The following is a 24,965-nucleotide window of genomic DNA, read 5'->3' as shown; positions in this document are numbered from 1 at the left end:
TTAAATACATTATAATAAGAAGAAAACAGCAAAGGCTGTCAAGGAGAACAATATGAAAAGTACAGCGTTTGATATGGCTATGGTGGCATACAGACAAAATGATATGGAGGGAGCATTCCGTCAGTTTCTGTCTCTGGCAGAGACAGGCGATGCGGCTGCCATGAATATGGCAGCAAATATGTTTGAAAGAGGACAGGGCACATACAGAGATCCGGGGCGCGCAGTGTTTTGGTGGAAGAAAGCAGTGGAGCTTGGAAATGTGGATGCACTTGCCGATTACGGACAGTATCTTGTCACTACCTTTTTTGATGGCAAGGAGCAGAAGCTTGGCGCAGGGTATCTGGTTACGGCAACGGAGCGTGGCAACAACAGGGCAGGAGAGAGCCTTGTGGAGTTTGCTCTTAAAAATAATGAGGCAGGAGCCAAGGTGTACAGGGCAGCATCAGATTACTGTGACAGGGCTATTGCCGCTGCGACAGATTCTTATCTGCGCACGCAGTATGTGCAGAAGAAGGGGATGCTTAAATATAAGCTCAGACAGAACAGGTTTGGAAATAGTTATATATATTTTGCGGCTCTGTTTTCAGTGATAGGCGCAATACTTCTCATGGTAGCATCTGTGGATTTATTCCTTGAGCTGCATAGGGAATATCGTGATATGTTTGAAATTTTCACATATATAGACAGGATACCGTGGGAGATGGATATAGCGATGTTTTTTGCGTCAATGATTCTTTTTACCCTTGGTAAAGTGACAAATAAACTGCATCTTGCGAGCTTTATGCAGATGTTTTCATCTGTGTTTGCGGTGGCGGTTGTTGTGCTGCACTTTATCTGTGTGATAAATGATGGCAAGGTGTGGTATGACAAGCTTCTGTGGTACGTGGTGCTTGTTGTCATTCCGCTTATGCTGGGAAAGCTGCTTGGTGAGATACTCAGGAAGATTATCGGTATACAGTGACACTAGGTATACAGTAATAGCTTCGAGATGACCTAAATGATGTAAGACACTTAAAAATAATATTTAGATATGTAACCAAAGGAGAACGAATATGACTCTGCAACAACTAAAATATGTGGTGACAGTGGCAGAATGCGGCAATATAACAGAGGCTGCAAAGCAGCTTTTTGTCTCGCAGCCCACAGTGACCAGCGCTATACATGACCTGGAAAAAGAGATGCAGATAGTTATTTTCGTCAGGACAAACAAGGGAGTGATACTATCAGAAGATGGTGAAAGATTTCTCGGTCATGCCAGACAGGTGCTGGAGCAGGTGGATCTCATAGAAGGAATTTACAAGAATGATGTGGTGAGCAAGCCGCACTTTGCAGTATCGTGTCAGCACTATTCCTTTGCGGTAAATGCATTTGTGGATGTAATCAGAAGGTTTGATGCATATCAGTATGATTTTACCATCAGGGAGGAGCAGACTCACGAAATTATTGAGGATGTTACGAATTTAAAGAGTGAGCTTGGCGTCATTTATCTAAGCTCAAAAAATACAGAGGTGCTCTCAAAGATGCTAAAGCGTAATGAGCTCGAGTTTACAGAGCTTTTTACAGCAACTCCGCATGTATTCATATGTGACAGTCACCCGCTTGCCAAAAAAAAGAGCATCACGATGGAGAATTTGCAGGACTATCCGTACCTGACATATGAGCAGGGAGAGTACAATTCACAGTACTTTTCGGAGGAATTTGTCAGCACTCTTGACAGCAGAAAGAATATCAGGGTGAGAGACAGAGCTACACTTTTTAATCTGATAATCGGCTTAAATGGCTATACAGTGTGCTCAGGAGTGATTTCCGCTGAGCTGAATGGAAGGAATATTATCTCAAAGCCACTTGATGTGGAGGAATATATGCAGATAGGCATTATAACCAGAAAGGGTGTGGTGCTCTCGAGATATGCAAGAGAGTATATTGAAGCATTGAAGGCCCACTGTATGTGACACTACAATCAATATATAAGACATAATGTATAAGATATGATATATAAGATATGATATATATGATATATCATATATAAGGTCTGAACATATACAAACATTTGGTACAAGGAGCATAAGCATGTACGACAGTATAATAATAGGAACAGGTCCTGCCGGACTGTCGGCAGCCCTGAATTTAAAAACATATAAAAAGAATTTTATCTGGTTTGGGTCAAAGAACCTAAGTGATAAGGTGCAAAAGGCAGAGAAAATTGCAAACTATCCGGGTTTTCCGCTGATAAGCGGGCAGGAGCTGTTTGAACGCTTTGATGCGCACAGACGGTCAGCGGAAATTGAGATAACAGAAAAGACTGTGACCAATATCATGCCTGCAGGAGATGGATTTATGGTGCTTGCAGATAATGAGGTGTATGAGGCAAGGTCTCTTATACTGTGCATGGGTGTGATGTCTGCAAAGCAGCTTGACAGGGAGGATGAGCTGCTTGGAAAGAGGCTCAGCTACTGTGCCACCTGTGACGGCATGTTTTACAAGGATAAGAGGATAGCTGTCATATGTAATGACAAAAAGTATGAGCATGAGGTAAAGTATCTTGCAGATATTGCAGCAGAGGTATTGTATTTCCCGACCTTTAATGACAGCGAAATAGAGCTTTCCAATGTAAAGATATCAAGGGATATGCCGGTTGCATTGACAGGTGATTCATTTGTAGAGGGAATTACGCTTCGAAGCGGAAGGACTGAGAGCGTGGACGGAGTGTTCTGCCTCAGAAATGCCATAGCACCGTCAAAGCTTATGCCACAGCTTGAGGTTGAAAACGGACATATCGTGGTGGACAGAGCCCAGCAGACAAATGTAGCGGGCTGTTTTGCGGCAGGAGACTGCACAGGCAGGCCTTACCAGTATACAAAGGCTGTCGGAGAGGGAAATGTGTCAGCACACTCTTGTATACAATATCTCAGTAAATCAGTAAAATAATATAGCATAGCACAACATAATATAATGTAATATAACATAGCATTTTGTTGATGACGGTGATTGCTTAGAATACACATTTTGAGCAGTCACCTTATTTTTTTAGAGGCAAAGAATAAATTTCTTAATTAAATTATAAGCGAGAGTGAAAAATAAAGTCTTTTTAATAAGTTGCACTTAACATATTTACCTTTTCTTCAAAGAGTGCTATCCTCGTTTCATTGAAAGAACGCGCGACTTCAAATAAATGTATGAAAATTATGTATGAAATTTAATGTATGAGAAAAATCGATAAGGAGAATTGTTAAAATGACAGAATACATGCGTTTGGAATCAGATTCAATTGGTGAGATGGAGGTACCGGGCGAGGCCTATTACGGAGTACAGGCTTTGAGGGCAAATGAGAATTTCCCGATAACAGGCAACAGCCTGAATCCTGACTTTATCAAAAACATAGCGAGGATAAAAAGGGCGGCAGCTATCACAAATATGAGGGCAGGACGATTAAAGCCTGAGATAGCAAATGCCATAGAGTCAGCCTGCAATGAGGTAGTATGCGGAATGTTCGCATCTGAGTTTATAGTTGATGGAATACAGGGCGGTGCGGGAACCAGCGCAAATATGAATATGAATGAAGTAATAGCAAACAGAGCCATCGAGATGCTCTGCGGTAAAAAGGGAGATTATTCAATCGTACATCCAAACGATCATGTAAATATGGCACAGTCCACAAATGATGTGATACCGACAGCCGGAAAGCTTACGGTACTTGATTTGTTAAAGAAACTGGAAAAGAGCCTTAAGAAGCTGGATAGTGCACTCTATAAAAAGGCAGACGAATTTGACGGAGTGATAAAAATCGGAAGGACACAGCTTGAGGATGCTGTACCGATGAGACTCGGACAGTCATTCCACGCATATGCCACAATGATAGAGCGCGATATAGACCGCATAGCAAAGGCGAAAAAGGAGATGTATACGGTCAATATGGGAGCAACCGCTATCGGAACAGGCATAAATACTTCTGAGTACTATTTTGACCACATTGTTCCAACACTGGCAAAGGTCAGCGGATATCCACTTGTACAGGCAGATGACTTGTTTGATGCGACAGAAAATCTAGATGGCTTTGTCAGAGTTTCTTCGTGTCTCAAGGCCTGCGCTGTAAATCTTTCGAAGATGTGCAATGACCTTCGTATACTGGCCAGCGGACCAAAGGCCGGCTTTGGCGAAATCACACTTCCTGCAATGCAGAACGGCTCTTCAATCATGCCGGGCAAGGTAAATCCTGTCATCCCTGAGGTTGTATCACAGGTGGCATTTCACATAATAGGTCATGATGTGACAATCACCATGGCAGCAGAGGCAGGACAGATGGAGCTCAACGCATTTGAGCCTGTTGTATTCTATAATCTTTTTGATTCGATAACCACACTCACACATGCTGTCGATACACTTACTGACAACTGCATAATAGGAATAACAGCAAATGAGGAGCGCTGCCAGAAGCTGCTTGATGCAAGTGTAGGAATCACGACAGCGCTTTGCCCATACATAGGCTATAAAAAGGCTGCAAGCCTTGCCAAAGAATCACTGCGCACAGGTGTACCTGTAAAGAAGCTGGTTTTAAAGCACGGACTTATGAAGGAAAAGCAGCTTGATGTGGTGCTTGATCCGTATGCGATGACAGAGGCTGCTACTAAGAAGAACAAGGCCAAGGTCGGCTAAGGTCTGTTAAAAATGTTAAAAGCACTTACAGCCAATTACAGCCATTTACCATTGAGAAGATACTGATTTCTCTCAGCTCCGACTGAGACAAACTGTATTTCATGTCTGAGCATGTCCTCAAGGAAGCTTATGTAGCGCTTGGCGTTTACAGGCAGTTCATCATATGACCTGCAGTTTGATATATTGGTTTTCCACCCCGGCAGCATTTTGACTACCGGGGTATATTTTTCAAGATTTTCGGTAGGATCAAAGACATTGGTTACAGCATTTTTATACTGATATCCGGTGATTACTGGAATTTCGTCCATGATGCTAAGAACATCGAGCTTGGTCAGTGCAATTTTGTCAGCATGCTGGCATTTTAGACCATAGCGGCTTGCAACGGCATCAAACGGACCTACACGACGTGGTCTTCCGGTTGCAGCACCATATTCGCCGCCATATTTACGGACCATCTCAGTCCATTCACCGTTCATGGCTTTTTCTGCGACAAACGGTCCGGCTCCGACACAGGTAGAGTATGCTTTTAGCACACCTACCACATGGTCTAATGAAGCACCGGGGATACCGGCACCTATAGGAACGTATGCGGAGATGGTTGATGAGCTTGAGGTATAAGGGAAAATACCATAGTCGATATCCCTCATTGCACCGAGCTGTGCTTCAAGGACAACACGCTTTCCCTTTGAGAGCGCATCCTCAAGGAAGGCGCCGGTATCTGTGATATAAGGAGCATATTTTGCAGCCTTCTGCTTGCACCATGACAAAAGAGCAGACAGTGACATAGGCTCCTGATGATAGCAGCCTGCAAGCTCAAGGTTTTTAGCCTCAAGCATGGTCTTAAGTCTGGCCTGTACATTCTCGTCATCTAAGTGGAGTAAATCACCGAGACGTATTGTTTTCTTGCGGTATTTATCGCTGTATGCATAGGCAATGCCTCGCTTGGTAGAGCCAAAGGCTGCTCCTGATTTTGAAAGGCGGGCTTCCTCAAGCTCATCCTGTATTTTATGCCACGGCATGGAAATTGTGGCTCTTGTTGATAATTTCAGATTTTTTGGTGAAACAGATACATTTTGTGTTCTTATCTGTGCAATTTCATTTGACAGATGGTTGAGGTCGATAACCATTCCGTCACCGAGCACACACACCACATCCGGATGGAGTATTCCGGATGGAAGCAGATTTAAGACAAATTTTCCTTGTTTATTGACCACTGTATGTCCGGCGTTGTTACCGCCCTGATAGCGGACTACGATATCCGCATGTTCTGCGAGCAGGTCGATGACACGGCCCTTTCCCTCGTCTCCCCAGTTTATTCCTGTAACTGCTGTAAGCATGATGAATGCCTCCTTGTTTTTTTATATGAATATAAGGTAACTATTTTACTACGTGCAATACCTAAACGTCTTATCCGTGAGTATTCTTGCAAAGATAAGTCCAAGCGGCAGTGCAATGATTATCATGATTGCCGATGCAAACCATGAGACTGCATCCGAAAGTGCCATAATGCCGAAATTGTATATTGCCCGGTACAGATAAAGCCCCGGAACCATTATGACGATGGATGGAACAGTGAGGGATATTCTCGGATATCCGTTGTTTTCCTTGATAAATGATGCGAGAAGCCCTGCTGTGAGAGCTCCGGCAAATGCGGCAGCAGGAGCAGGCATACCTGTCAGGTCTACCAGCTCAAGCCGCAGTGAATTTGCTATGGCACCGATAAGAGCAGCTGTTGCAGCCATGGGAGCAGGGCTGTTGAACATAATTGAGAATCCAAACACACCGAAGAAGCTCATTATAAGCCTCAGGATTAGATGTAGTACGGGGCTCAGATTCATGTCTTCAAAGTCCATAGGCTGCAGCTGCAGAAGCAGTGCCATAATCCATGCAAACATCGTAGCTACCATGACTATTATTATTGCATAGGCAAGGCGTTCAAGCCCGGAGCGCAGATCCAGCTTTGCCAGGTCGATTCCGCTTGTGATAAACGGAAATCCCGGTATGATAAAGAGCATGGAACAGATGTATCCGGCTTCATGAATGGTTGATACATTGAAAGCCATCTCTGCTATTTTTAAAAGTGCCGCATATATGAAGCATGAGGCAGAAATTGATACCGCTATATTAAGGAATAAAGTAAAATGATGCTTTATAAGCTTTGTTCGGATGAGATTTCCAATGCCGGCTGCTATAAATGCCAGCATCATCTCGATAGGACCTCCTCCGAGCAGAAACGTGAAGGCACAGCATGCTATAGCTGCTGCAAGTCCAAGCCTTGCAGGGGAGTAAATGGTATGAATCTGCTCTATATCATCGAGACGGCGGTGGATTTCTTCACCGGTCAGGTGCGCTTCCTCCTTAGGAAAATTGTCGACAAACTGCTCCATGCGATAGAGCTTTGATGTATTTACACCTGTGTTTGCTATGCTGAGTGACTGCGATATACAGTCATTTCCGTCAAAGCAGTTGAACTCGATGGACATCAGTCCGACATCCACTGTACATGTGACACCAAGCTCCTTTGAGAGCCGGTTCATGGAGGTTCTCACACGCCAGGCTCCTGTGCCGCAGGAGAGCATGATGAGACCGACACGTCCGATTACAGAGGCTTTTTCAATAAGTCCGGCCTTATCTATGAGTATATTTCCATCCTGTCTGGCATAATCATGCCAGGGGATTTCCATATGATTTTTTTCCATGATATCTGTGTAGCTGTTATCTGCCATAAATTATCGCCTCGGCCTTTTGTACATGTTTCTCAAGATTTTTTAGGAAATGAGAGCTTCGAAGGAAAATACCAATTTCATCATACCGCTTGTCATTTTCCACAAGCGAGTCCTGACCGTAAAAAACATATGCCATAGGAAGCTCCTTTTCAATCTGTATCATCAGATCCCATACGGCAGAGTACGCCTCAGCCTCAGTCTCCTTGAGCTTTACCGTATCGGGAAGCTCGCGAATCAGGAGTATTCCGTCATGCTTTACGATGACCTGCTGTGTGGGAGTCATATGCTCGGAATCATAGGTGTGGCTGTAGCGGTAAGCCTGTGCGTAATAGATATCCTTTTTATTTGACATATCGTTATATATCTCATGAAAATGTATATAGTTCTTGTCGTGAGATATGTGTTTATACTCGGGCAGCGGATTTCCGTGCTCATCGGTCATGATTATTGGATTTTGATGTCCGTCGGCATTGAACCTGTACGGTATGATATATGAATTTCGCAGCAGATCAAATACTGTGTTGTTGCACAGGCACATAAGCAGTGCGGAAAGATCGCGGTTGGTATATGCATTGAAGAGAGCTTTTGCAAATTTTTCTGCCGGAAGTGATACATCAAATTCATCGTTGTAAACCAGATTTTCATTGAAGGTTTCCATAAGCCTGTCACACGCCCATGGATCGTTTAGTATCTTCTGAAACAGCATTTCTGCATGATCTTCTCTTGGAAACATTGTCTTTTCACTCATTTGAAACACGTCCTTTTCTTATATAATCAATATTTCTCTTTTGAGCATTTATGATTATACAATCATGACTGCAATAAGTAAAAAGTATAATTGATATAATTGAAATATCACATTATTATATCTGTGAGAAGACACGACCGAAAAATTTTTATCTATAGAAAAAATCTATATCAAACGCATGATTTTATGTATTTTACAATGGACAAAAGGAAATATATAATAGCCTCAACTTTTGAAAGCAATAAAACACAAAAATAAAGCAGGAGGTTTAATAATGCAGACATCGGTAATCGGTTATCCGAGAATAGGAACACTCAGGGAATTGAAATTTGCCCTGGAAAAATATTTTAGAAATGAAATCACAGCCACAGAGCTTCAGACAACAGCAAAGGAAAATGGTATAGAGACAAAGCCTGAAACCCAGATTCATACACATATGTGCTATAGTGAGTTTACGGATATTATTCCTGCAATCGATGATATGGATGCGGATGTTATCACATTTGAGGCATCGCGCTCGGATCTTGTGATACTTGATTCCTTAAGGGAGAACAACTTTGAGACGGAGGTGGGACCCGGAGTATACGATATACATTCTCCGAGAGTGCCATCTGTTGAAGAGATAGTTACAGTGCTTAAAAAGATGCTCACAAAGATAGACAGAAGAAAGCTCTGGGTAAATCCTGACTGTGGACTTAAGACACGAGGAGTGCCGGAGACGCAGGCGAGCCTTAAGAACATGGTAGAGGCTGCAAGGATACTTAGAGAGATAGTTTAATATCCAAAGCTTAAAAATAAAAATCCGAAGACAATAGGGGGTGTCTTCGGATTTTTCTGGGTTTTTGCATTTTTAGTTGAGAGAAATGCTTTTGGAGTAGGTTTAATCTGTTCTTGTATTCAAGAACATTTGATATTATAATGTATAATCATAAATAAGTAAAAAATATAATTGATATATCAGACATATCAAAATTATATCAAAATCATATCATGAATTTCTGCACATAATCAGGACATTGACAAGTAAAACGCTAATAAAAAGGAGACTGTGAACATGGATATTAATTTTGAGTACTACAAGATATTTTATTATGTGGCAAAATACTGTAATTTCACAAAGGCTGCGAGGGCGCTCGGAAACAGCCAGCCGAATGTAACCCGCGCCATGAACAATTTAGAGCAGCAGATAAACAGCATACTTTTTATCAGAAATAACAGAGGTGTGCAGCTTACACCGGAGGGCGAGCGTCTGTATGCGCATGTGTCTGCTGCGATGTCACAGATACTTGCGGCGGAGGAGGAGCTGGCAGACAGCACAGGCCTGTCACACGGAAGCGTATCCATAGGAGCCAGTGAGACAGCGCTCAACATATATCTGCTTGATAGGCTTAAGACATTTCACATGGCATATCCGGGTATCAGGCTTAAGATATACAATCACTCCACCCCACAGGCTATAAATGCGGTAAAAAACGGCATGATAGATTTTGCAGTGGTATCGACACCGGCTGAGGTGGAGGCACCTCTTAAGATGATAAAGCTTGGTTCGTTTCAGGAGATTCTCGTGGGAGGCACCACCTTTACCGCGCTCGGAAGCCAGACTCTGTCATTAAAGGAGCTGCATAATTATCCGCTTATCGGACTGGGGCGGGAGACCATGACATTTCAGTTTTTTAACAGATTTTTTATGTCACACGGACTTGAATTTGCACCTGATACAGAGACTGCAACGACAGACCAGATACTGCCGCTAGTAAAGAGTGAGCTTGGTCTTGCCTTTATGCCAAAGCCGATGGCAGAGACTGCGATAGCAAATAAAGAGATCGTTCAGATAGCTCTGGAGGAGGAGATACCGCAGAGAAATATATGTATGGTATACGATATTCATCATCCGATCAGTGCGGCGGCAAGAGAACTGAAGAAGGTCATAACAGACTATGTTACACATTGATGAGTTTGTAACTTACATCTCGTTTAATACTTTGTTAAAATATAGTCAGGCAGATAAGTTATAAGAATTTATCGGCAGAGTCTTTTAGGATTTTTTTATTGGAAGGAGATTTTACACTATGGCAAACAGAATCATGTTAAACGAGACATCTTATCACGGTTCAGGTGCAATCGAGGAGATTGCAACAGAGGCAAAGGCACACGGCTTTAAAAAGGCACTGGTATGCTCTGACCCTGACTTAATCAAATTTGGAGTTACAGCAAAGGTAACAGATATCCTTGATAAGAACGGATTGGAATATGAGCTTTACTCAGAGATTAAGCCAAATCCAACAATCGACAACGTAAAGCATGGCGTGGAGACATTTAAGAAATCAGGAGCTGATTACCTCATTGCAATCGGAGGCGGCTCTTCAATGGATACATCAAAGGCAATCGGTATCATCATCGCAAACCCTGAGTTTGAGGATGTAAGAAGCTTAGAGGGTGTTGCACCTACAAAGAAGCCTTGTGTTCCTATCATTGCAGTACCTACAACAGCAGGAACAGCAGCAGAGGTTACAATCAACTATGTCATCACAGATGTAGAGAGAAAGAGAAAGTTTGTATGTGTGGACCCACATGACATGCCAATCATCGCAATCGTAGACCCTGACATGATGTCATCAATGCCAAAGGGACTTACAGCATCAACAGGTATGGATGCACTCACACATGCTATCGAGGGATACACAACAAAGGCAGCCTGGGAGATGACAGATATGTTCCATCTCAAAGCAATCGAGATTATTGCAAGATCCTTAAGAAGTGCAGTTGCCAATGAAAAAGAAGGTCGTGAGGGCATGGCTCTCGGTGAGTACATTGCCGGAATGGGATTCTCAAATGTAGGACTTGGAATCGCTCATTCAATGGCTCATACACTTGGAGCTGTTTATGATACACCACACGGAGTAGCATGTGCTATGATGCTTCCAATCGTAATGGAGTACAATGCAGACTGCACAGGCGAGAAATATCGTGAAATTGCCCGTGCAATGGGAGTAAAGGGCGTAGATGATATGTCTGTAGAGGAGTACAGAAAGGCTGCAATCGACGCTGTAGCGCAGCTCTCTGTAGATGTAGGAATCCCAACAAAGCTCGAGGCTATAAAGGAGGATGACTTAGACTTCCTCGCAGAGTCAGCTCACGCAGATGCATGTGCACCTGGAAATCCAAAGGATGCAAGTGTTGAGGATTTGAAGGCACTTTTCCGTAAGATTATGTAATTCTGTAATATTTTACAGGAATGTATAGTTTGATATCTTGGCAAAAGTACGAGTATCATGCGGCTTTGCAAATGCGCGTGGGATGCGAATAGTTACGATTTAAAAAATAAAAAAATCCGGGACCTGTCAATTAGCAACAGTCCCGGATTTTTGCTCTGTTATAAATTGGCGGCGAAAACCACATATTATACTTGAATTATATCAGGTTTACCTCGCGAAACACATCGGCAAGCTCCTTTGGCATAGCATCAGCAAGCAGTCCGGCAAGCTCCTGAGGCGTGAAACTTTTATTATCAAGCACCCACTGAGTTGTCATAAAGACAGAGCCCTGACAGTACATCTCAAGCTGGAACAATAGCTTTTCGGATATTTTCCGGTGACTTTTTCCCTCAATCTGGTCAATATAAAACTGACGAATCAGCTCAAAATCATGCTCCTTTAGATTGTTCTGCTCATCATTTTTAAAAGCAGCCTTAAAGAAAAGGTGCTCCATCCGGATATATTCAAATTTTTTAACAAGGCTTTCGTACACGGTACTGCCCTCACCCATCTGGTGAAAGGATTCGATCAGTATCTTATCAAAATACCAGTTTATCAGATCATATTTGTCCTGAAAATTTCTGTAAAAGGTTTGTCTGGTCACGCCACATGTATCACAGATTTCCTTAACCGTAATTTTCTCGACAGGAGAGGAAATCATGCATTCCTTCATGGCATTGGCCAGTTTGTATTTTATATCGTTGTTCATCTTTTCTCCAAATTATAATGTAGATATCTAATGAGCCTTAAGCTTTGACATAAGTGCTTCCTGCAGTGTTTTTGAAAAATTAATTCCCTCTTCCTGCGCAGCAGTATTTAGCCAAGCCGGAATGGTAAGGGTTTTGCGTACCGATTTATCGAAATGCTCTTTGGCATATGCCTTAACATCTACTGAAACCATATTGGTAAATGCATCGGTATATGCTCCTGTTATGCCTAATTCGTCAGATAGTCTGTCAATATTGATATCAGATAATTTGGATGCTTTAGGGATTTTTTCATTATCCATCTTAGCCGTATACAGATATCCTGCAAGACAATCAACAGCCATAGCCACAGCATCTTCAAGGGTATCTCCTTGTGTTGCCAGATAATTTAAATCAGGAAAGATTACAGAGTATCCATTATCTTCCTTAAAAAAACATGCCGGATATATTGATAACATGATGAGTATACCTCCTTATGATTATTTGATTCCCGCCTGCTTACGGATAGAATTTTCAGTGATTTTGTTCAGCTCTTTGCCTTTATGAAAAGGAATAGTTATAATATAACATATGATACGTATAAATTCAATGCATGTAAACATAATGCGTATAAATATAGTGTATATAAATTATATATTGTTGCTCATATTTTATTACAATCAGAAATGATTATATTACAGATTAAAAAGATTGAATTTTAAAATTTATCTGCTAATATATTGATGAAAATATTTTGAAATATACGAGGATGCACATATATGAAAGACCTTACAAAAGGAAAACCATCAAGACTCATACTGGCATTTGCCATTCCAATATTTATGGCAAATATACTCCAGCTCACATACAGTATAGTTGACACGAGAATAGTCGGCTCATATCTGGGAGAAAACGCACTGGCAGCAGTCGGAGCCACCACGACACTCAGCAATCTGATGATAGGCTTTCTGATGGGATTAGCCAATGGCTTTGCCATAATAACAGCCCAGAAATTCGGCGCAAGGGACTATGCCGGTGTAAAGAAATCGTTTGCGCTGTCACTTAAAATGGGATGCACCATAGCACTTGCTATAACGGCATTGTGTCTGTTATTTTTGCGTCAGATTCTTGGATTTTTAAATGTGTCCAAGGCTTTGATGGGAATGTCTGTGTCATATATTTTTATCATAATAGCAGGGCTTGTAGCGACATTTTTGTATGATGCATGTGCTGCGGCTCTTAGGGCACTGGGCGATACAGTTACGCCGCTTGTCATACTTGCCGTCTCGGTCTGTCTGAATATGGCAGGTGATATTTTCTTTGTGGTCGTACTGAAGGCAGGAGTCGCAGGCGCTGCGTTTGCCACTGTACTTGCACAGGTTATTGCGTTTATAGTGTGCTATGTATATATGGTAAAAAGATATGAGCTTTTGCGGTTGTCCCGCAGTGATTTATTTGACAGTCATTTACTGCGAAGACGTATGAAGTTAAATGGTCAAAATTGTTATACTGAAGGAGCTGAGGGTGAAGACAGCGAGAATAATATGACACCTGAAGTAATAGCCGTGATGAAAATGACGATGCTTAAGGCCGGTCTTTCCATGGCATTTATGAGTTCGCTTGTCAATATAGGCTCGCTGACCCTGCAGACCGCCATAAACCGACTGGGACAGGATATTATAGTAGCTCACACGGCTGCCAGAAAGATATCGGAGATATTCATGGTCATGTTTACCGTGTTCGGACAGACCATGGCGACCTTCTGTGGGCAGAATATAGGAGCGGGAGAAGTGACCAGAGTAAAAAAGGGTATAAAACTGGCAATATTCTATACCTGCATATGGTGTACGATGGCAATTATCGCAAGCTACACTATAGGCCCGTGGCTGGTGAAGCTTGTAACAGGCACTGATAATCCTGTTGTCATAAAAAATGCCACAAATTATCTTAAATTTGACACTCTGTTTTATTATGTGACTGCTGTCATATGTATAGTGCGAAATGCAATGCAGGGGCTTGGAGAGCAGATAACACCGCTTGTATCAAGCTCACTTGAGATGGTAGGAAAGATTGTCATTGCATTCACACTTGTGCCACTGCTTGGCTATGCAGGAGTGATAGTGGCAGAGCCGCTTGTATGGTTTATCATGGTGATACCGCTTTTGGTGAAGATATACACCATGCCGGTGCTTAGGAAGCAGGGGCATGGGATTTGAAAAAAAGAGTAAAGCAGGCTTTACTCCAACACCAGAAGCAGTCCCATCTTGAACCTTCCGTCAGCGGTTACGCTGTGTAGTCCGTTCTTGTCAAAGCGGAAATTCTCGCCTGCTGAGATTGTGGAATCTTTGCCCTCGTAGCCTATTACAGCCTTGCCCTCAAGTGCGAAAATTATTGCATTTCCCGGAGCGCGATGCGGGGTGAGACCGGTGCCATCATCGAATGCCATAAGCACGAATTTCATCGTGTCGTTGCTTACCACATCAATGTTTGTGATACTGCCATCCTCATATGAGATAAGATCCTTAAGCTTCATGACCTCGCCTGATTTGATAATTTTGTTCATACTGTTGTTCTCCTTTTCTATGATGATTTCGGTGTAAATACAGCCGGTTTCCGTTGTTACTCCACAGAGTGTTAGCGAAGGAACTACCAGCATATCACCTTCTGATATGGTATGCTTTGCAGCATAAGCTCCGATAAGAAAATCAGCGCATCCTTTTGCACCGATGTATACCGTGGTATTATCGTAGGATTCCTGAGAGATTGATGTGCCCTTTCCGAGAGAAAAATAGGTTATGGGTGTTTTGTCACTAAGCCTTGAATTTCGTGAGACGGTCATTTCGTCGCGGATAGGGCGCAAATCTTCTATTTTGAAAACCTTGTCCATAGGATTTCTTGTCCTTCTTTCTTGAAAGTTGATTTCATTATTTATAATACAATATTACTATAATTTTGTCCAAAAATATGTTGCATATACAACAAAAACAATATAATAGAATATAGACAAAGCAGTTTTTCTATAGCAACCTGTGCGGTCGTTGACACATTTATTACAGATATGATATTCTGAAGGAGTTTTTAAAGACTTACAGAAGTGAGGTGACGAAGAGTATGCAGTTAAATTATGAATTTGACAGGCAGCTTGAGCTTGAAAGAGCTGATGCTATCGAGGAAGGAGAAAATAAGATGTTGTTTACTCTGGTAACAAAGGGCAAGCTCGATATTGATACTGCAGCAGAGGAAGCCGGTGTCAGTGTCAGTGAGTTTGAGAAATTGATGAGTGAAGCAGGCTATAAGGTACCTGAGACTGTGTAGCATCAGGTATGAATAATTTATCAAAATGTAAATAGTAAAAATCCGCTAACCATTGAATTTGGTATAGCGGATTTTTTGTGCCAAAAGGTATCACATCCGGCTGTTATTGTACTGCGCTATTGCATCGGCACCGCCTAACAGCAGTATGATAAGTATAGCCCCAATCCATGGAAACAATATCGTAAAAATTCCAAACCATGCGCCGAGTGAATCGCTGCTATAGTCCCAGAAAGGCTTGTTCGGGTCATCAAGCCAGTACACATTTATGATAGTCCTAAGCTCAGAACGGGTGCTATGTCTGTTATCGCATGAAAAACGCTTGCGGTACTCCTTTCCGTCTACAGTATATGTGTACCTGGCAGCCCAGTAGCTGTAAGCGGATTGTGAATTATTGACAACGAGCCTCTTCGCATCCTCCTTCACAATCATGCCTCTCGCCACATGTCCGCGCTCCTTTGCAAGTGCTATCTTGCGCTGTAAACCAATATTTAGTTTGCAGAAAAACTTAAAATCTATGATGTACAGTGGTATTAGTGAAAGCACACCCACATTTACCTGCCACGGGTAGCTTGCGATAGCCTTAAAAACTTCTGAAAAAGTGTCCATTGAAAATCCCCTTTCTTAATATGCTGCATTTGAATATATGGTATGTGAATATTATAGAAATAAGGAAGGAAATTGGCAATGGGAAATTATTTTTTATTTATATTGTCTTTGATTTTATCATCATCTTTTGTCATTTCAAGGTAAAACTCAGCTAGTTTCATAGCTCTTTCAAGTTGTCTGTTTTCATAACTGTCATTTAGTCGGTTAAAAGTCATTTGCAAAGGATCACAATTGGGATCATCTCCAAAAACAAGATAATCGAGAGTGACATCTGTGAATTTTGCTATATGAATAAGTAAGTCGAGATTAGGAACTCTTTTACCAGACTCTATAAGTGCTAAATATGAAGAAGAAATATAGAGCATGTCAGCAAAGTATGATTGTGTTTTATTCCTTTTTAATCTTAATTTTCGTATTCGTTCACCTAACTCCTGTGGGTTTAAAATAATGTTGTTCATGTAAAATCCTCCATAACAAATATGTTGCTATAAGTAAAAAATATTATGACTTATTGTATATGATATTAAAATTATTAACTTTCATTATGAAAAAAGACATTTTACAATGTGTAAAAAAAGTGGAGTCAGCAAATAATATTAAAGATATTAACAATTAGTAAATAATATATTGACATATAGAAAAAATAGTGGCACAATGTAAGAAATAAGGACTATAAGGAGGTCAAAAGATGAAAAAAGGTATGTGGAAAAAGCTGATGTCCACAATACTGGCATTAGTCATGGTATTGGGATTATCAGGTACATTAGGTTTTCAGCATGTAGATGCGACTGAAAACTCAGGATTTACGTTCTTACCGGACAAAACAGAGGTTAAACGAGGCGATATTGTTACATATTCTATCGACTTAGCAAAGAATGCAAAGATTGCTGGAATTACAGCACAGTTTACATTTGATCCTGATGTACTTGAAGCAGTAGGTGATGGTGTAGATGCAAAAGGTTATGTTAAAAATGCAGTTAAGAAGGGAAATGTAAGCGAGGGAACATTTGGTGATTTTTATGTCAACACAGATGGAAGAATTGGTATTGTTGCCATTTTAAATGATAATGACAAAGATAAATTAGCAGATGGTAATGTTGCTAAGATTTCTTTTAAGGTAAAGGATACTGCAAAGGGTGACATTGGATTAAAGGTTAAAAATCTGGAGTTCTGTGATGTGAATTCAGAAGATATTCCAACATCAGAAATCAGTGTCACAAAAGAAAATGATGCACAAATTAAAGTTGTAGTTCTTGCGACAGGTATCACAGTTGATAAAACTGCTACAACAATCGTGAAGGGTGCGACAGACAAACTTACAGCTACATTAGTTCCGGCAGATGCAAATGGAACAATCACATGGTCAACAAGTGATTCATCAGTAGCAACTGTTTCAAGTGATGGAACAGTAACAGCAGTTAAGAATGGTACAGCTACAGTAACAGCAAAATGCGGTGATTTATCTGCACAGACAAAGGTTACTGTTATTAATCCTTTAAAGGCAATTACAATTACAGGAACAACACATAGCATTAAAAAGGGACAGACAACACAGCTTGGACTTACATATGATCCGGCAGATACAACAGATAGTGTAGCTGCAACATGGACATCAAGCAATACATCTGTAGCAACAGTCAGCAAGACAGGTCTTGTAACAGCATTAAAGGATGGCTCAACAACTATTAAAGCAACAGTAGGAAATGTGAGCAGTACATATGATATTGCTGTAAAGGAAGTAAAGCTTACAGGAATTAAAATGGAAGAAAAGGCTCTTATTCATAAGGGCGACACAAAAGCTCTTACAGTAGAGTGTACTCCGACAGATACAACAGATGATAAGACTGTAGCATGGTCATCAAGTGATAGTACAGTAGCATCAGTTGACAACAATGGAATCGTAACAGCAGTTAAACCAGGTTCAGCAGTAATTACTGCAAAGGTAGGAAACTATCAGGCAACATGTGCTGTAACAGTTGATGCTCCTTTAAAAGAAATTGTGCCTGAAAAAGCTATAATTGATATGGTAAAGAAGCAGACAGCAAATATTGCGTACTCAGTAGTACCGGCTGATACAACAGACAGCAAAGATGTAACATTTACATCTTCTGATGAAACAGTAGCTACAGTTAATTCAGATGGAAAGGTTACAGCAAAGAAAGCCGGACAGGCAACGGTTACCATAACCGTTGCAAATGGTATTAAAGCAACAGTAACAGTAAACGTAAGCGAGATTCCTGTAAATGAAGTAGTACTGAGTGCACAGGATGAAATCATTGAGGCTGGAGCAAAGAAAGCTATTACAGCTACACTTAAACCGGAAAACAATACAGATGATGATCAGGATGTAACATGGACAACATCTGATGAAAAAATTGCAAAGGTAGTTGTTGATAATGAAGATAGTCATAAAGCAACTATTGAAGGTGTCGCAGCTGGTTCAGCAGTTATCACAGCAACAGCAGCAAACGGCACAAAGGCTGAATGTACAGTAAAGGTTCCTAAGCATATTACAAGCATTACATTACCGGGGGTAGTTGAGCTTACCAGAGGCACATCAACAACTCTTAATGTAACAATTGCACCGGCAGACACAGATGATGATACAGAAGTTACATGGAAGTCATCAGATAGTGATGTTGTAAAGGTAGATGAGAAAACAGGTATGGTTTATGCAGTGAAGGCAGGAAAGGCAGATGTTACAGCAACAACAAAGGCTGTAGATAATGCAACAGCTAAGCCATTTACAGCAACAACAACTGTAACTGTAAAAGAAAACAATATGACAGATGAAATCGGAAAGAAACTTGCATTTGATGAGTTTGATGATTTATTAATCGGTCAAAAAGATAATGCAAACAATTACTTTAATCTTAGTGATTTAATCAAGGAAAACAATATCACAGATAATATTAATGTCGAGTTTGCATCAAGTGATAAGGCAGTAGCAACAATTGATAATGATGGAAATGTGTTTGGTCTCAAAGCCGGAAAAACAATAATAACAGCAACTGTTACAGCAATAGCCGGAGATGGTTCAAAGAATGTTTATACAGCAGAAGGAGAGCTTACAGTAAAGGCCATTCCACTTAATTCAATTGCATTTGATAAAGTAATCAAGGAAATGAAGCTTGGTGCTACAGATACACTTAGCATCATATATAATCCACAGGATACAACAGATGCAAAGGATGTAACATGGACAAGCTCAAATCCTAATGTGATTTCAGTTGAGAATGGAAAATTAACAGCTAATGCTGTTGGTACAGCAGATATCACAGCAAAAGTTGGTGATAAGACAGTAACATGCACAATCACTGTTAAGGAAGAAAAGAAAGCTGAGCAGCCAAAGCCGGTTATTACAAATAAGAAATCAGATGATAAGCCAGCAGCAAAATCAGTTTCAAAAGCAAATGATACAAAGAAAGCAAAAACAGGAGACAATAATAATGTTATTTTGTTCCTGGTAATGTTTGCAGCAGCAGTAGCAATGATTGGAGTAATTACAGGAAAATCAATAAGAAGAAATAGAAGATAGAAAATAGGTCAGAAATACAAGTATGAAGAAAATAATTAAAAAGGCCATATGTTTTATCTGTGCTATATTATTTTTTCAATCTGGGTCAATACCTACATATGCTGATGAGAGTGCCGCCATATATGTTCAGACAGCGGCGGCACTGTCTGATGGCATGATCAGGGTATCTGTTTATATGAAAGATACAGATAATCTGGCTGGTGTTGACGCAGAGCTTTTTTTTGATTCGACAAAGGTTTCATTTGAGGGCAGTAGTCTGGGAAAAGCTTTTTCTAGTTCATATGCTGATATAAATTATGATAAGGATAATTCAAAAGTTCATTATGTAATGCTATATCCGGATGGAGTATCTGGTGATGGAATCATGATGACAGTAGATTTTAAATTGTTGGGCACAGATAAATCGTATCAGCCCGAGCTGAAGATTAACAGTTTGATTGATTCAAGCAATGAAATGAATGAAATTCCATATAGTATAAAATATCAGCAGGCAGATGGAAACTGGAGTGATAATACAGATCAAAGCGGCAATATTGCAGATAAAAAAATAATAGCAGATACTTTGAAAGAGTATGGTTCAAAAGAAGATAAAAAGACAGACGGAAACCCGTATAAGGATACAGTGAGCGTTGATAGAAATAACAATCTAAATGGTTCAACGGCTGAAGCTGGTGATAGCCAGACTGATGTAGCAGAACAGCCAAGCGTGGCTGTGACAGACTCAGAGAATACAGAAGCAGTTGAGCAAAATGCAACGGAGAGTAACACGGAAAGCAGTACAGAAGTGTTGGCATCTGATAAGAAAGCTCCGGTAGATAAGAAAGTCGTAGAATCAAAGAAAACCAAAGATAAGCATGGAGATTATGCAGTGTACGTAATAGTTGCGGTGCTTATTATATGTGTTATCGCTGTAGGCGTGATAGCAAAAATTAGAAAGAACAGACACTAATAAAATTAGGCAGCATGGTAATGTGCTGCCTGATTTTATATGGAGAATACATATGAAGCATAAAAAAAATATTGCCATAGCTATGTGCATTTTAGTAACAATGTTTAGTGCAAATGCAGAAAGTATATTGGCTGAAAACATGGAATCTTATGGCTACATACAAAGTAATCTTGATGGCAACACTCCAGTGCATGTGCCGGAGACAGATTATGATAGTGGACTGGCAAGGTACTCTGATAATGAGACAGTTCCGTCAGCATACCAAAACGATATACAGGAGGTAAAGAAAAAATATCCGGAGACTAGAAATCAGAATCCATATGGTACGTGCTGGTCATTTGCAAGTATGGGACTTGCAGAATTTGATTTGATAAATGATGGATCCGCAGATAGAAATATAGATTTAAGTGAATTACAATTGGCATATTTTACATACAATTTTGTGGAAGATCCTTTGGGTGGCACATCAGGAGATATGGCGAAATATTACAATGAAAATACATCAACATCATTTTTGGAGAGAGGGGGCAATTTTGAATACGCTACACGCAGATTATCGCAGTGGGTTGGTGCGATTGATGAATCAGATTTGCCATATTCGAAAGCATATGATGCTGTAACAACAGGTTTTGATTCATCATACGCATATTCATATGATAAGGTACATCTGGAGAATGCTTATGAAATTAATATAGAAAAGAATACAGATGATGTGAAAAGAGCCATAATGAAAAATGGCGCTGTTGGAGCAATGTATATGCACCATGATAATCATATTGCAAATCTTGTATGGAATGATAGTTTGAATTGCTATACATATTATGACACGGACAAGAGTGGAAGTGGACACGCTATTATGATTGTGGGCTGGGATGATGATTTTTCGAAGGATAATTTTGAAGGAACAATCAAACCGGAGAATGATGGAGCATGGCTTATCAGAAATAGCTGGGGAACGTATTGTGATTATTTTTGGATGTCTTATGACACTAAGTCCATTGTAAATACAGCTTGGGTGATGGATTTTAATAGCAAAGATGGATACGATAACAATTATCAATTGGATGGTGGCATCGAGGTGTATCCATCATATTACAAAACACTGGCAAATGTATTTCAGTGCAATTCTAAGGATGGTGTGGCATATGAGACTCTAAAGGCGGTATCATTATCAATGACATCATCGGCGGACGTTGAATATCAGATAGATGTATATACGAATCTTACAGATAGTAGAAATCCATATAGCGGAATAAAGCAGGAGAATGCGACGACAAAAGGAAAGACAACATTTGCCGGAATATATAATATCAAGCTGAATGATTCTGTAACTATTATGCCGGGAACAAACTTTGCAATTGTGGTTATTGTAGATAAAGCTGCAATAGATCAGGAACAGGCAACAAGCTGGAATAGCGGAAATAAAACAGTGTGGGAAAGGAAAGTTAGTAAAAATACAGAGAACAGCCTTGTATTGTATAACGGTAAATTCTATACGCAGCCTAATGGGAATTACTGTATAAAGGCATTTACATCAAACAATACAATGCAGGTTATTAAAGGGGATTTGAATAATGATGGTAAAATCGGAATAAATGATTTGAATAGATGCGTTCAGGGTGTATCTGGAAGAATAGAGCTTACAGAACAGGAATATCTGTCAGCGGATATTGATGGAAATGGTAAGGTTGATATCAGGGATGCTATGCGGCTTCTTTATTATGTGAGTGGAAGAAATGCTAATTTATAGATAACAGGAGAAAAATATGATGTTGAATAAATTAAAGCGAAGAATAATTATGATTTTTTTAATCATATGCATTGTTATATCTGGGAATATATATCCGATGGATATTAAAGCGTCAGAAAGTATTTCAGAAAAAAGTGATATATATAGGCATGATATAAAAACTAAAACAAATGATGAAACTGACAATGTTGCAAACAAAAGTGAAAACAATGTTATTGTTGGTGTGCCAAGACCAAACATACTATATACATCAGGAGAGGATGAACAAAAGTATAAAGCTATAAAAAAAGTCTGGGATTTTATTCAGCTTGTTGATCCGAATGCTTTTGAAACCTACGATAATATGAATGGATTAAGTGATGAGCAAAAAGCAGAATTAAAAAATGTTGCTGTAAATGAGATAAAAGATTGCACAACGGACTATCAAAAAGCGAAGGCTTTATATAATTATGTAGCTGATAATATTTATTATGATTATGCGTATTATAATGGTCAATCTCAGACTGTGTATTGGCATCCTTATGAAGTGTATGAATATAAAAGAACAGTTTGTTCAGGATATGCAGAGTTTTATGCAACCTTATGTGGTCTTGTAGGTATTCATACTATGGAGCTTATAGGTGAAAATCATGAATATAATGCAGTGTATTGTAAGGAAGAGGGCAGATGGATATTTGTTGATTCAACATGGGGCTCAAGAAACAGTTATTATATAGATGAACAACAAAATGTAGTTTGGAATAAGGGAAGTGTTTCAGATGCTTATTTTGATTCTTCCATTGAGTTTATTAGTAATCTAACAAATCATGAAGTTGTGGGAGTTTCGAATATTAGTTATGAAAATGCAGTATATAATTTTTCATCTGGATTTGATGACTGTATAAATATGAGTGATTGGGAAAACATGGATAGATGGCATTTGGAAATAGTTAAGTCTTTAAACAATATGCAAAAAGAAATTTATGGTATTCCGGTGACGGTAATAGGTGAAGGTGCATGTACTGATACAGAAATTGAAGTTCTGGATTTGTCATCATATACCAATATAGAAAAAATAGGGTATCATTCATTTGCGAATTTAGAAAAACTTAAAAAGATAATATTGCCAAATTCAATTTTACAAATAGGTGGTGAATGTTTTCAAGGCTGTAATGCGTTAAAAAATATAAATATACAAGATTGTGCAAAACTTAGTAAAATTGAATGGAGTGCATTTAGCGGATGTAAGAGTATAGAGAAAATAGAACTACCGGAAGCAATTGTTGAGATTGATAATTCATCTTTTGCAGATTGTGAAGCACTGAAAGATATAAATATCCAGAAATGTACAAAGCTTAACAAAATTGGTTACTGTGCATTTAGTGGTTGTAATAGTATTAAGAAAATGGTATTACCTGATTCAGTAGTTCAAATATATGATTCTGCATTTGAAAATTGTGAAGGACTTGAAGAAATAGATATAAAAAATTGTGAAAAACTTAGTGAGATTGAAGAGTATACTTTCTATGGTTGTAAAAGTTTGAAAAAAGTTAAATTACCAGACTCGGTTATAGAGATATGTGAAGATGCATTTAGTGAATGTGAAGAACTGGAAAGTATTAATTTACAAGATTGTAGTAATCTAAAACAGATAAAAGATGGTTCATTTTTTGGGTGTGAAAAATTAGAAGAATTAAAATTACCTTCTTCAATAACTGATATTGGCAAATACTCATTTACAAATTGTATAAATATAAAGAAGTTAGAACTTCCAGACGCTATTGAAACAATAGAGGATTACGCATTTGCATATTGTTGGGAATTAAATCAGGTGAAATTTGGAAAGAGTCTTAAAAATATAGGAGATTATTCATTTGAATGGTGTGGAGAACTTACAAAAATTGATTTATCAAATACAGCGATATCCTCAATAGGGAAAAATGCTTTTTATTATGATACAAGTGTGGGAGAAATAAGATTGCCGGCTTCGCTTAAGTCAATAGGGGATTATGCCTTTTCAGAACTCCCTCTTTTGAAAGTATTATACTTGCCAATGGATAATGTTGACATAGGAACGGGTGCATTTGATTTAGTTTCCAGTACATCTGAGTATAAAACATTTGTTGTTGTAACAGACATGACAGAAGACAAATTGCAGGGATTAAAATGTGATTTAAGATCTTTTGTAATTGGAAAATATGCGTACACAATAAATTATGATGGAAATGGGGAATCTTCAGGAACAATGGACTTTGATATAGCAGCGGGAGGCGTGGATTATAGTCTGAAAGAGTGTGTTTATCAAAAAGATAATGATTTATTTATAGGCTGGAATACAAAGAAGGATGGAACAGGTCTGCAATATGATGACATGGCAAATGTGAACTCATTGGTAGGAGATGGTGAAAGCATTACCTTGTATGCACAGTGGAGCAAGTCAGGGGACCTTGATGGAGATTCAAAGGTTACGACAAAGGATCTTATGATTTTACTATATGGAGTATCCGGACGAAATCAACTTACAGAATTGCAACAGAAGTCGGCCGATATTGATAGAGATGGAAAGGTTACGGTTTCAGATCTTACAAGATTGCTTTATTATGTGAGTGGAAGAAACTCATATCTATAGACAATAAAGGATTCAAGTTCGATAATCTGCTTGAAATAAGCTGATTATCGGACTTGTTGTTTTATATCTAATGGTTTTCTATTTGTAAATAAAACATTGACGATAAGTTAAAAAGGTGGGATAATAAAATAA

At 39.5% G+C, this 24,965-nt stretch carries 22 protein-coding genes and 1 pseudogene; 14 read left to right on the top strand and 9 right to left on the bottom strand.

Annotated features, from left to right (window positions below; translation table 11 throughout):
- Positions 1-52: 52 nt before the first annotated feature.
- The 4 genes from ACW6PM_RS04495 to ACW6PM_RS04480 all read left to right on the top strand — a co-directional run bounded on the left by ACW6PM_RS04495 (position 53) and on the right by ACW6PM_RS04480 (position 4,653).
- Positions 53-961 (top strand): tetratricopeptide repeat protein, encoded by a 909-nt coding sequence (locus ACW6PM_RS04495; protein WP_456056351.1) that lies wholly within the window; start codon positions 53-55, stop codon positions 959-961.
- Positions 962-1,052: 91 nt separating this feature from the next.
- The gene (locus ACW6PM_RS04490) at positions 1,053-1,952 is read left to right on the top strand and encodes a LysR family transcriptional regulator (RefSeq protein ID WP_456056350.1); all 900 of its coding nucleotides are present in this window, start codon (positions 1,053-1,055) and stop codon (positions 1,950-1,952) included.
- A 118-nt stretch (positions 1,953-2,070) separates the two neighbouring features.
- Positions 2,071-2,928, top strand: coding sequence for an NAD(P)/FAD-dependent oxidoreductase (locus ACW6PM_RS04485; RefSeq protein WP_456056349.1), 858 nt, complete (start codon positions 2,071-2,073; stop codon positions 2,926-2,928).
- A 306-nt stretch (positions 2,929-3,234) separates the two neighbouring features.
- On the top strand, positions 3,235-4,653 hold the full coding sequence (locus ACW6PM_RS04480) for an aspartate ammonia-lyase (protein ID WP_456056348.1): 1,419 nt from the start codon (positions 3,235-3,237) through the stop codon (positions 4,651-4,653).
- A gap of 35 nt (positions 4,654-4,688) precedes the next feature.
- Here the strand turns inward: ACW6PM_RS04480 and ACW6PM_RS04475 are convergent, their stop codons facing one another.
- Genes ACW6PM_RS04475 through ACW6PM_RS04465 form a run of 3 tightly spaced genes read right to left on the bottom strand, consistent with a single transcriptional unit; the run spans position 4,689 to position 8,127 of the window.
- Positions 4,689-5,990, bottom strand: a complete 1,302-nt coding sequence (locus ACW6PM_RS04475) for an adenylosuccinate synthase (RefSeq protein WP_456056347.1) — start codon at positions 5,988-5,990, stop codon at positions 4,689-4,691.
- Positions 5,991-6,038: 48 nt separating this feature from the next.
- Positions 6,039-7,379 (bottom strand): threonine/serine ThrE exporter family protein, encoded by a 1,341-nt coding sequence (locus ACW6PM_RS04470; RefSeq protein WP_456056346.1) that lies wholly within the window; start codon positions 7,377-7,379, stop codon positions 6,039-6,041.
- A complete protein-coding gene (locus ACW6PM_RS04465) occupies positions 7,369-8,127 on the bottom strand; it encodes a DUF4866 domain-containing protein (RefSeq protein ID WP_308650279.1) in 759 nt (252 codons plus the stop codon). Before ACW6PM_RS04465 ends, ACW6PM_RS04470 begins: the two co-directional genes overlap by 11 nt.
- Before the next feature lie 274 nt (positions 8,128-8,401).
- Here ACW6PM_RS04465 and ACW6PM_RS04460 point away from each other — a divergent pair.
- The 4 genes and pseudogenes from ACW6PM_RS04460 to fucO form a co-directional block, all read left to right on the top strand.
- A pseudogene (locus tag ACW6PM_RS04460) lies at positions 8,402-8,509 on the top strand (hypothetical protein); the annotation flags it as partial.
- Positions 8,486-8,905 (top strand): hypothetical protein, encoded by a 420-nt coding sequence (locus ACW6PM_RS04455; protein ID WP_456056464.1) that lies wholly within the window; start codon positions 8,486-8,488, stop codon positions 8,903-8,905. The pseudogene ACW6PM_RS04460 and the gene ACW6PM_RS04455, both read left to right, overlap by 24 nt.
- A 276-nt stretch (positions 8,906-9,181) precedes the next feature.
- Entirely contained in the window at positions 9,182-10,078 is an 897-nt protein-coding gene (locus tag ACW6PM_RS04450) for a LysR family transcriptional regulator (protein ID WP_308650281.1), read from the top strand.
- A 118-nt stretch (positions 10,079-10,196) separates the two neighbouring features.
- Positions 10,197-11,342, top strand: a complete 1,146-nt coding sequence (gene fucO / locus ACW6PM_RS04445) for a lactaldehyde reductase (protein ID WP_456056345.1) — start codon at positions 10,197-10,199, stop codon at positions 11,340-11,342.
- Positions 11,343-11,538: 196 nt separating this feature from the next.
- Here the strand turns inward: fucO and ACW6PM_RS04440 are convergent, their stop codons facing one another.
- Genes ACW6PM_RS04440 through ACW6PM_RS04430 form a run of 3 tightly spaced genes read right to left on the bottom strand, consistent with a single transcriptional unit; the run spans position 11,539 to position 12,690 of the window.
- Positions 11,539-12,090, bottom strand: coding sequence for a TetR/AcrR family transcriptional regulator C-terminal domain-containing protein (locus ACW6PM_RS04440; RefSeq protein WP_456056344.1), 552 nt, complete (start codon positions 12,088-12,090; stop codon positions 11,539-11,541).
- Positions 12,091-12,117: 27 nt separating this feature from the next.
- On the bottom strand, positions 12,118-12,546 hold the full coding sequence (locus ACW6PM_RS04435) for a type II toxin-antitoxin system HicB family antitoxin (RefSeq protein ID WP_308655587.1): 429 nt from the start codon (positions 12,544-12,546) through the stop codon (positions 12,118-12,120).
- 21 nt (positions 12,547-12,567) lie between these two features.
- The gene (locus ACW6PM_RS04430; protein ID WP_456056343.1) at positions 12,568-12,690 is read right to left on the bottom strand and encodes a type II toxin-antitoxin system HicA family toxin; all 123 of its coding nucleotides are present in this window, start codon (positions 12,688-12,690) and stop codon (positions 12,568-12,570) included.
- 156 nt (positions 12,691-12,846) lie between these two features.
- Between ACW6PM_RS04430 and ACW6PM_RS04425 the strand changes: the two genes are divergently transcribed.
- A complete protein-coding gene (locus ACW6PM_RS04425) occupies positions 12,847-14,283 on the top strand; it encodes an MATE family efflux transporter (RefSeq protein ID WP_456056342.1) in 1,437 nt (478 codons plus the stop codon).
- A 20-nt stretch (positions 14,284-14,303) separates the two neighbouring features.
- Here the strand turns inward: ACW6PM_RS04425 and ACW6PM_RS04420 are convergent, their stop codons facing one another.
- The gene (locus ACW6PM_RS04420; protein ID WP_456056341.1) at positions 14,304-14,954 is read right to left on the bottom strand and encodes a cupin domain-containing protein; all 651 of its coding nucleotides are present in this window, start codon (positions 14,952-14,954) and stop codon (positions 14,304-14,306) included.
- 224 nt (positions 14,955-15,178) lie between these two features.
- Between ACW6PM_RS04420 and ACW6PM_RS04415 the strand changes: the two genes are divergently transcribed.
- Positions 15,179-15,382 (top strand): hypothetical protein, encoded by a 204-nt coding sequence (locus tag ACW6PM_RS04415; protein ID WP_308655591.1) that lies wholly within the window; start codon positions 15,179-15,181, stop codon positions 15,380-15,382.
- Positions 15,383-15,472: 90 nt separating this feature from the next.
- Here ACW6PM_RS04415 and ACW6PM_RS04410 read toward each other — a convergent pair whose 3' ends face one another.
- Both ACW6PM_RS04410 and ACW6PM_RS04405 read right to left on the bottom strand, forming a co-directional pair.
- Positions 15,473-15,988: a hypothetical protein gene (locus tag ACW6PM_RS04410; protein WP_456056340.1), complete on the bottom strand. Its 516-nt coding sequence runs from the start codon at positions 15,986-15,988 to the stop codon at positions 15,473-15,475.
- 86 nt (positions 15,989-16,074) lie between these two features.
- On the bottom strand, positions 16,075-16,446 hold the full coding sequence (locus tag ACW6PM_RS04405) for a helix-turn-helix domain-containing protein (RefSeq protein ID WP_055224894.1): 372 nt from the start codon (positions 16,444-16,446) through the stop codon (positions 16,075-16,077).
- Positions 16,447-16,676: 230 nt separating this feature from the next.
- Here ACW6PM_RS04405 and ACW6PM_RS04400 point away from each other — a divergent pair, with 230 nt between their 5' ends.
- The 4 genes from ACW6PM_RS04400 to ACW6PM_RS04385 are packed head-to-tail and all read left to right on the top strand — an operon-like array spanning position 16,677 to position 24,833.
- Positions 16,677-19,526: an Ig-like domain-containing protein gene (locus ACW6PM_RS04400; RefSeq protein ID WP_456056339.1), complete on the top strand. Its 2,850-nt coding sequence runs from the start codon at positions 16,677-16,679 to the stop codon at positions 19,524-19,526.
- A gap of 22 nt (positions 19,527-19,548) precedes the next feature.
- Positions 19,549-20,475, top strand: a complete 927-nt coding sequence (locus tag ACW6PM_RS04395) for a cohesin domain-containing protein (protein ID WP_456056338.1) — start codon at positions 19,549-19,551, stop codon at positions 20,473-20,475.
- 52 nt (positions 20,476-20,527) lie between these two features.
- Positions 20,528-22,225, top strand: a complete 1,698-nt coding sequence (locus tag ACW6PM_RS04390) for a lectin like domain-containing protein (RefSeq protein ID WP_456056337.1) — start codon at positions 20,528-20,530, stop codon at positions 22,223-22,225.
- Between the two features lie 16 nt (positions 22,226-22,241).
- Positions 22,242-24,833: a leucine-rich repeat protein gene (locus ACW6PM_RS04385; RefSeq protein WP_456056336.1), complete on the top strand. Its 2,592-nt coding sequence runs from the start codon at positions 22,242-22,244 to the stop codon at positions 24,831-24,833.
- Positions 24,834-24,965: the final 132 nt, after the last annotated feature.

The organism is Agathobacter sp., from assembly GCF_977054825.1.
Note: the sequence above shows the minus strand (reverse complement) of the source record. Positions and strands in the feature narration are given on the sequence as shown.

Excerpts from the sequence above, each read along its gene's own strand:
- ACW6PM_RS04410 (WP_456056340.1), bottom strand. The coding sequence starts at position 15,988 with ATGGACACTTTTTCAGAAGTTTTTAAGGCTATCGCAAGCTACCCGTGG.
- ACW6PM_RS04395 (WP_456056338.1), top strand. The coding sequence starts at position 19,549 with ATGAAGAAAATAATTAAAAAGGCCATATGTTTTATCTGTGCTATATTA.
- ACW6PM_RS04490 (WP_456056350.1), top strand. The coding sequence starts at position 1,053 with ATGACTCTGCAACAACTAAAATATGTGGTGACAGTGGCAGAATGCGGC.
- ACW6PM_RS04390 (WP_456056337.1), top strand. The coding sequence starts at position 20,528 with ATGAAGCATAAAAAAAATATTGCCATAGCTATGTGCATTTTAGTAACA.
- ACW6PM_RS04485 (WP_456056349.1), top strand. The coding sequence starts at position 2,071 with ATGTACGACAGTATAATAATAGGAACAGGTCCTGCCGGACTGTCGGCA.
- ACW6PM_RS04475 (WP_456056347.1), bottom strand. The coding sequence starts at position 5,990 with ATGCTTACAGCAGTTACAGGAATAAACTGGGGAGACGAGGGAAAGGGC.
- ACW6PM_RS04405 (WP_055224894.1), bottom strand. The coding sequence starts at position 16,446 with ATGAACAACATTATTTTAAACCCACAGGAGTTAGGTGAACGAATACGA.
- ACW6PM_RS04400 (WP_456056339.1), top strand. The coding sequence starts at position 16,677 with ATGAAAAAAGGTATGTGGAAAAAGCTGATGTCCACAATACTGGCATTA.
- fucO (WP_456056345.1), top strand. The coding sequence starts at position 10,197 with ATGGCAAACAGAATCATGTTAAACGAGACATCTTATCACGGTTCAGGT.
- ACW6PM_RS04420 (WP_456056341.1), bottom strand. The coding sequence starts at position 14,954 with ATGGACAAGGTTTTCAAAATAGAAGATTTGCGCCCTATCCGCGACGAA.
- ACW6PM_RS04440 (WP_456056344.1), bottom strand. The coding sequence starts at position 12,090 with ATGAACAACGATATAAAATACAAACTGGCCAATGCCATGAAGGAATGC.
- ACW6PM_RS04415 (WP_308655591.1), top strand. The coding sequence starts at position 15,179 with ATGCAGTTAAATTATGAATTTGACAGGCAGCTTGAGCTTGAAAGAGCT.
- ACW6PM_RS04450 (WP_308650281.1), top strand. The coding sequence starts at position 9,182 with ATGGATATTAATTTTGAGTACTACAAGATATTTTATTATGTGGCAAAA.
- ACW6PM_RS04385 (WP_456056336.1), top strand. The coding sequence starts at position 22,242 with ATGATGTTGAATAAATTAAAGCGAAGAATAATTATGATTTTTTTAATC.
- ACW6PM_RS04425 (WP_456056342.1), top strand. The coding sequence starts at position 12,847 with ATGAAAGACCTTACAAAAGGAAAACCATCAAGACTCATACTGGCATTT.
- ACW6PM_RS04480 (WP_456056348.1), top strand. The coding sequence starts at position 3,235 with ATGACAGAATACATGCGTTTGGAATCAGATTCAATTGGTGAGATGGAG.
- ACW6PM_RS04430 (WP_456056343.1), bottom strand. The coding sequence starts at position 12,690 with ATGTTTACATGCATTGAATTTATACGTATCATATGTTATATTATAACT.
- ACW6PM_RS04495 (WP_456056351.1), top strand. The coding sequence starts at position 53 with ATGAAAAGTACAGCGTTTGATATGGCTATGGTGGCATACAGACAAAAT.
- ACW6PM_RS04470 (WP_456056346.1), bottom strand. The coding sequence starts at position 7,379 with ATGGCAGATAACAGCTACACAGATATCATGGAAAAAAATCATATGGAA.
- ACW6PM_RS04435 (WP_308655587.1), bottom strand. The coding sequence starts at position 12,546 with ATGTTATCAATATATCCGGCATGTTTTTTTAAGGAAGATAATGGATAC.
- ACW6PM_RS04465 (WP_308650279.1), bottom strand. The coding sequence starts at position 8,127 with ATGAGTGAAAAGACAATGTTTCCAAGAGAAGATCATGCAGAAATGCTG.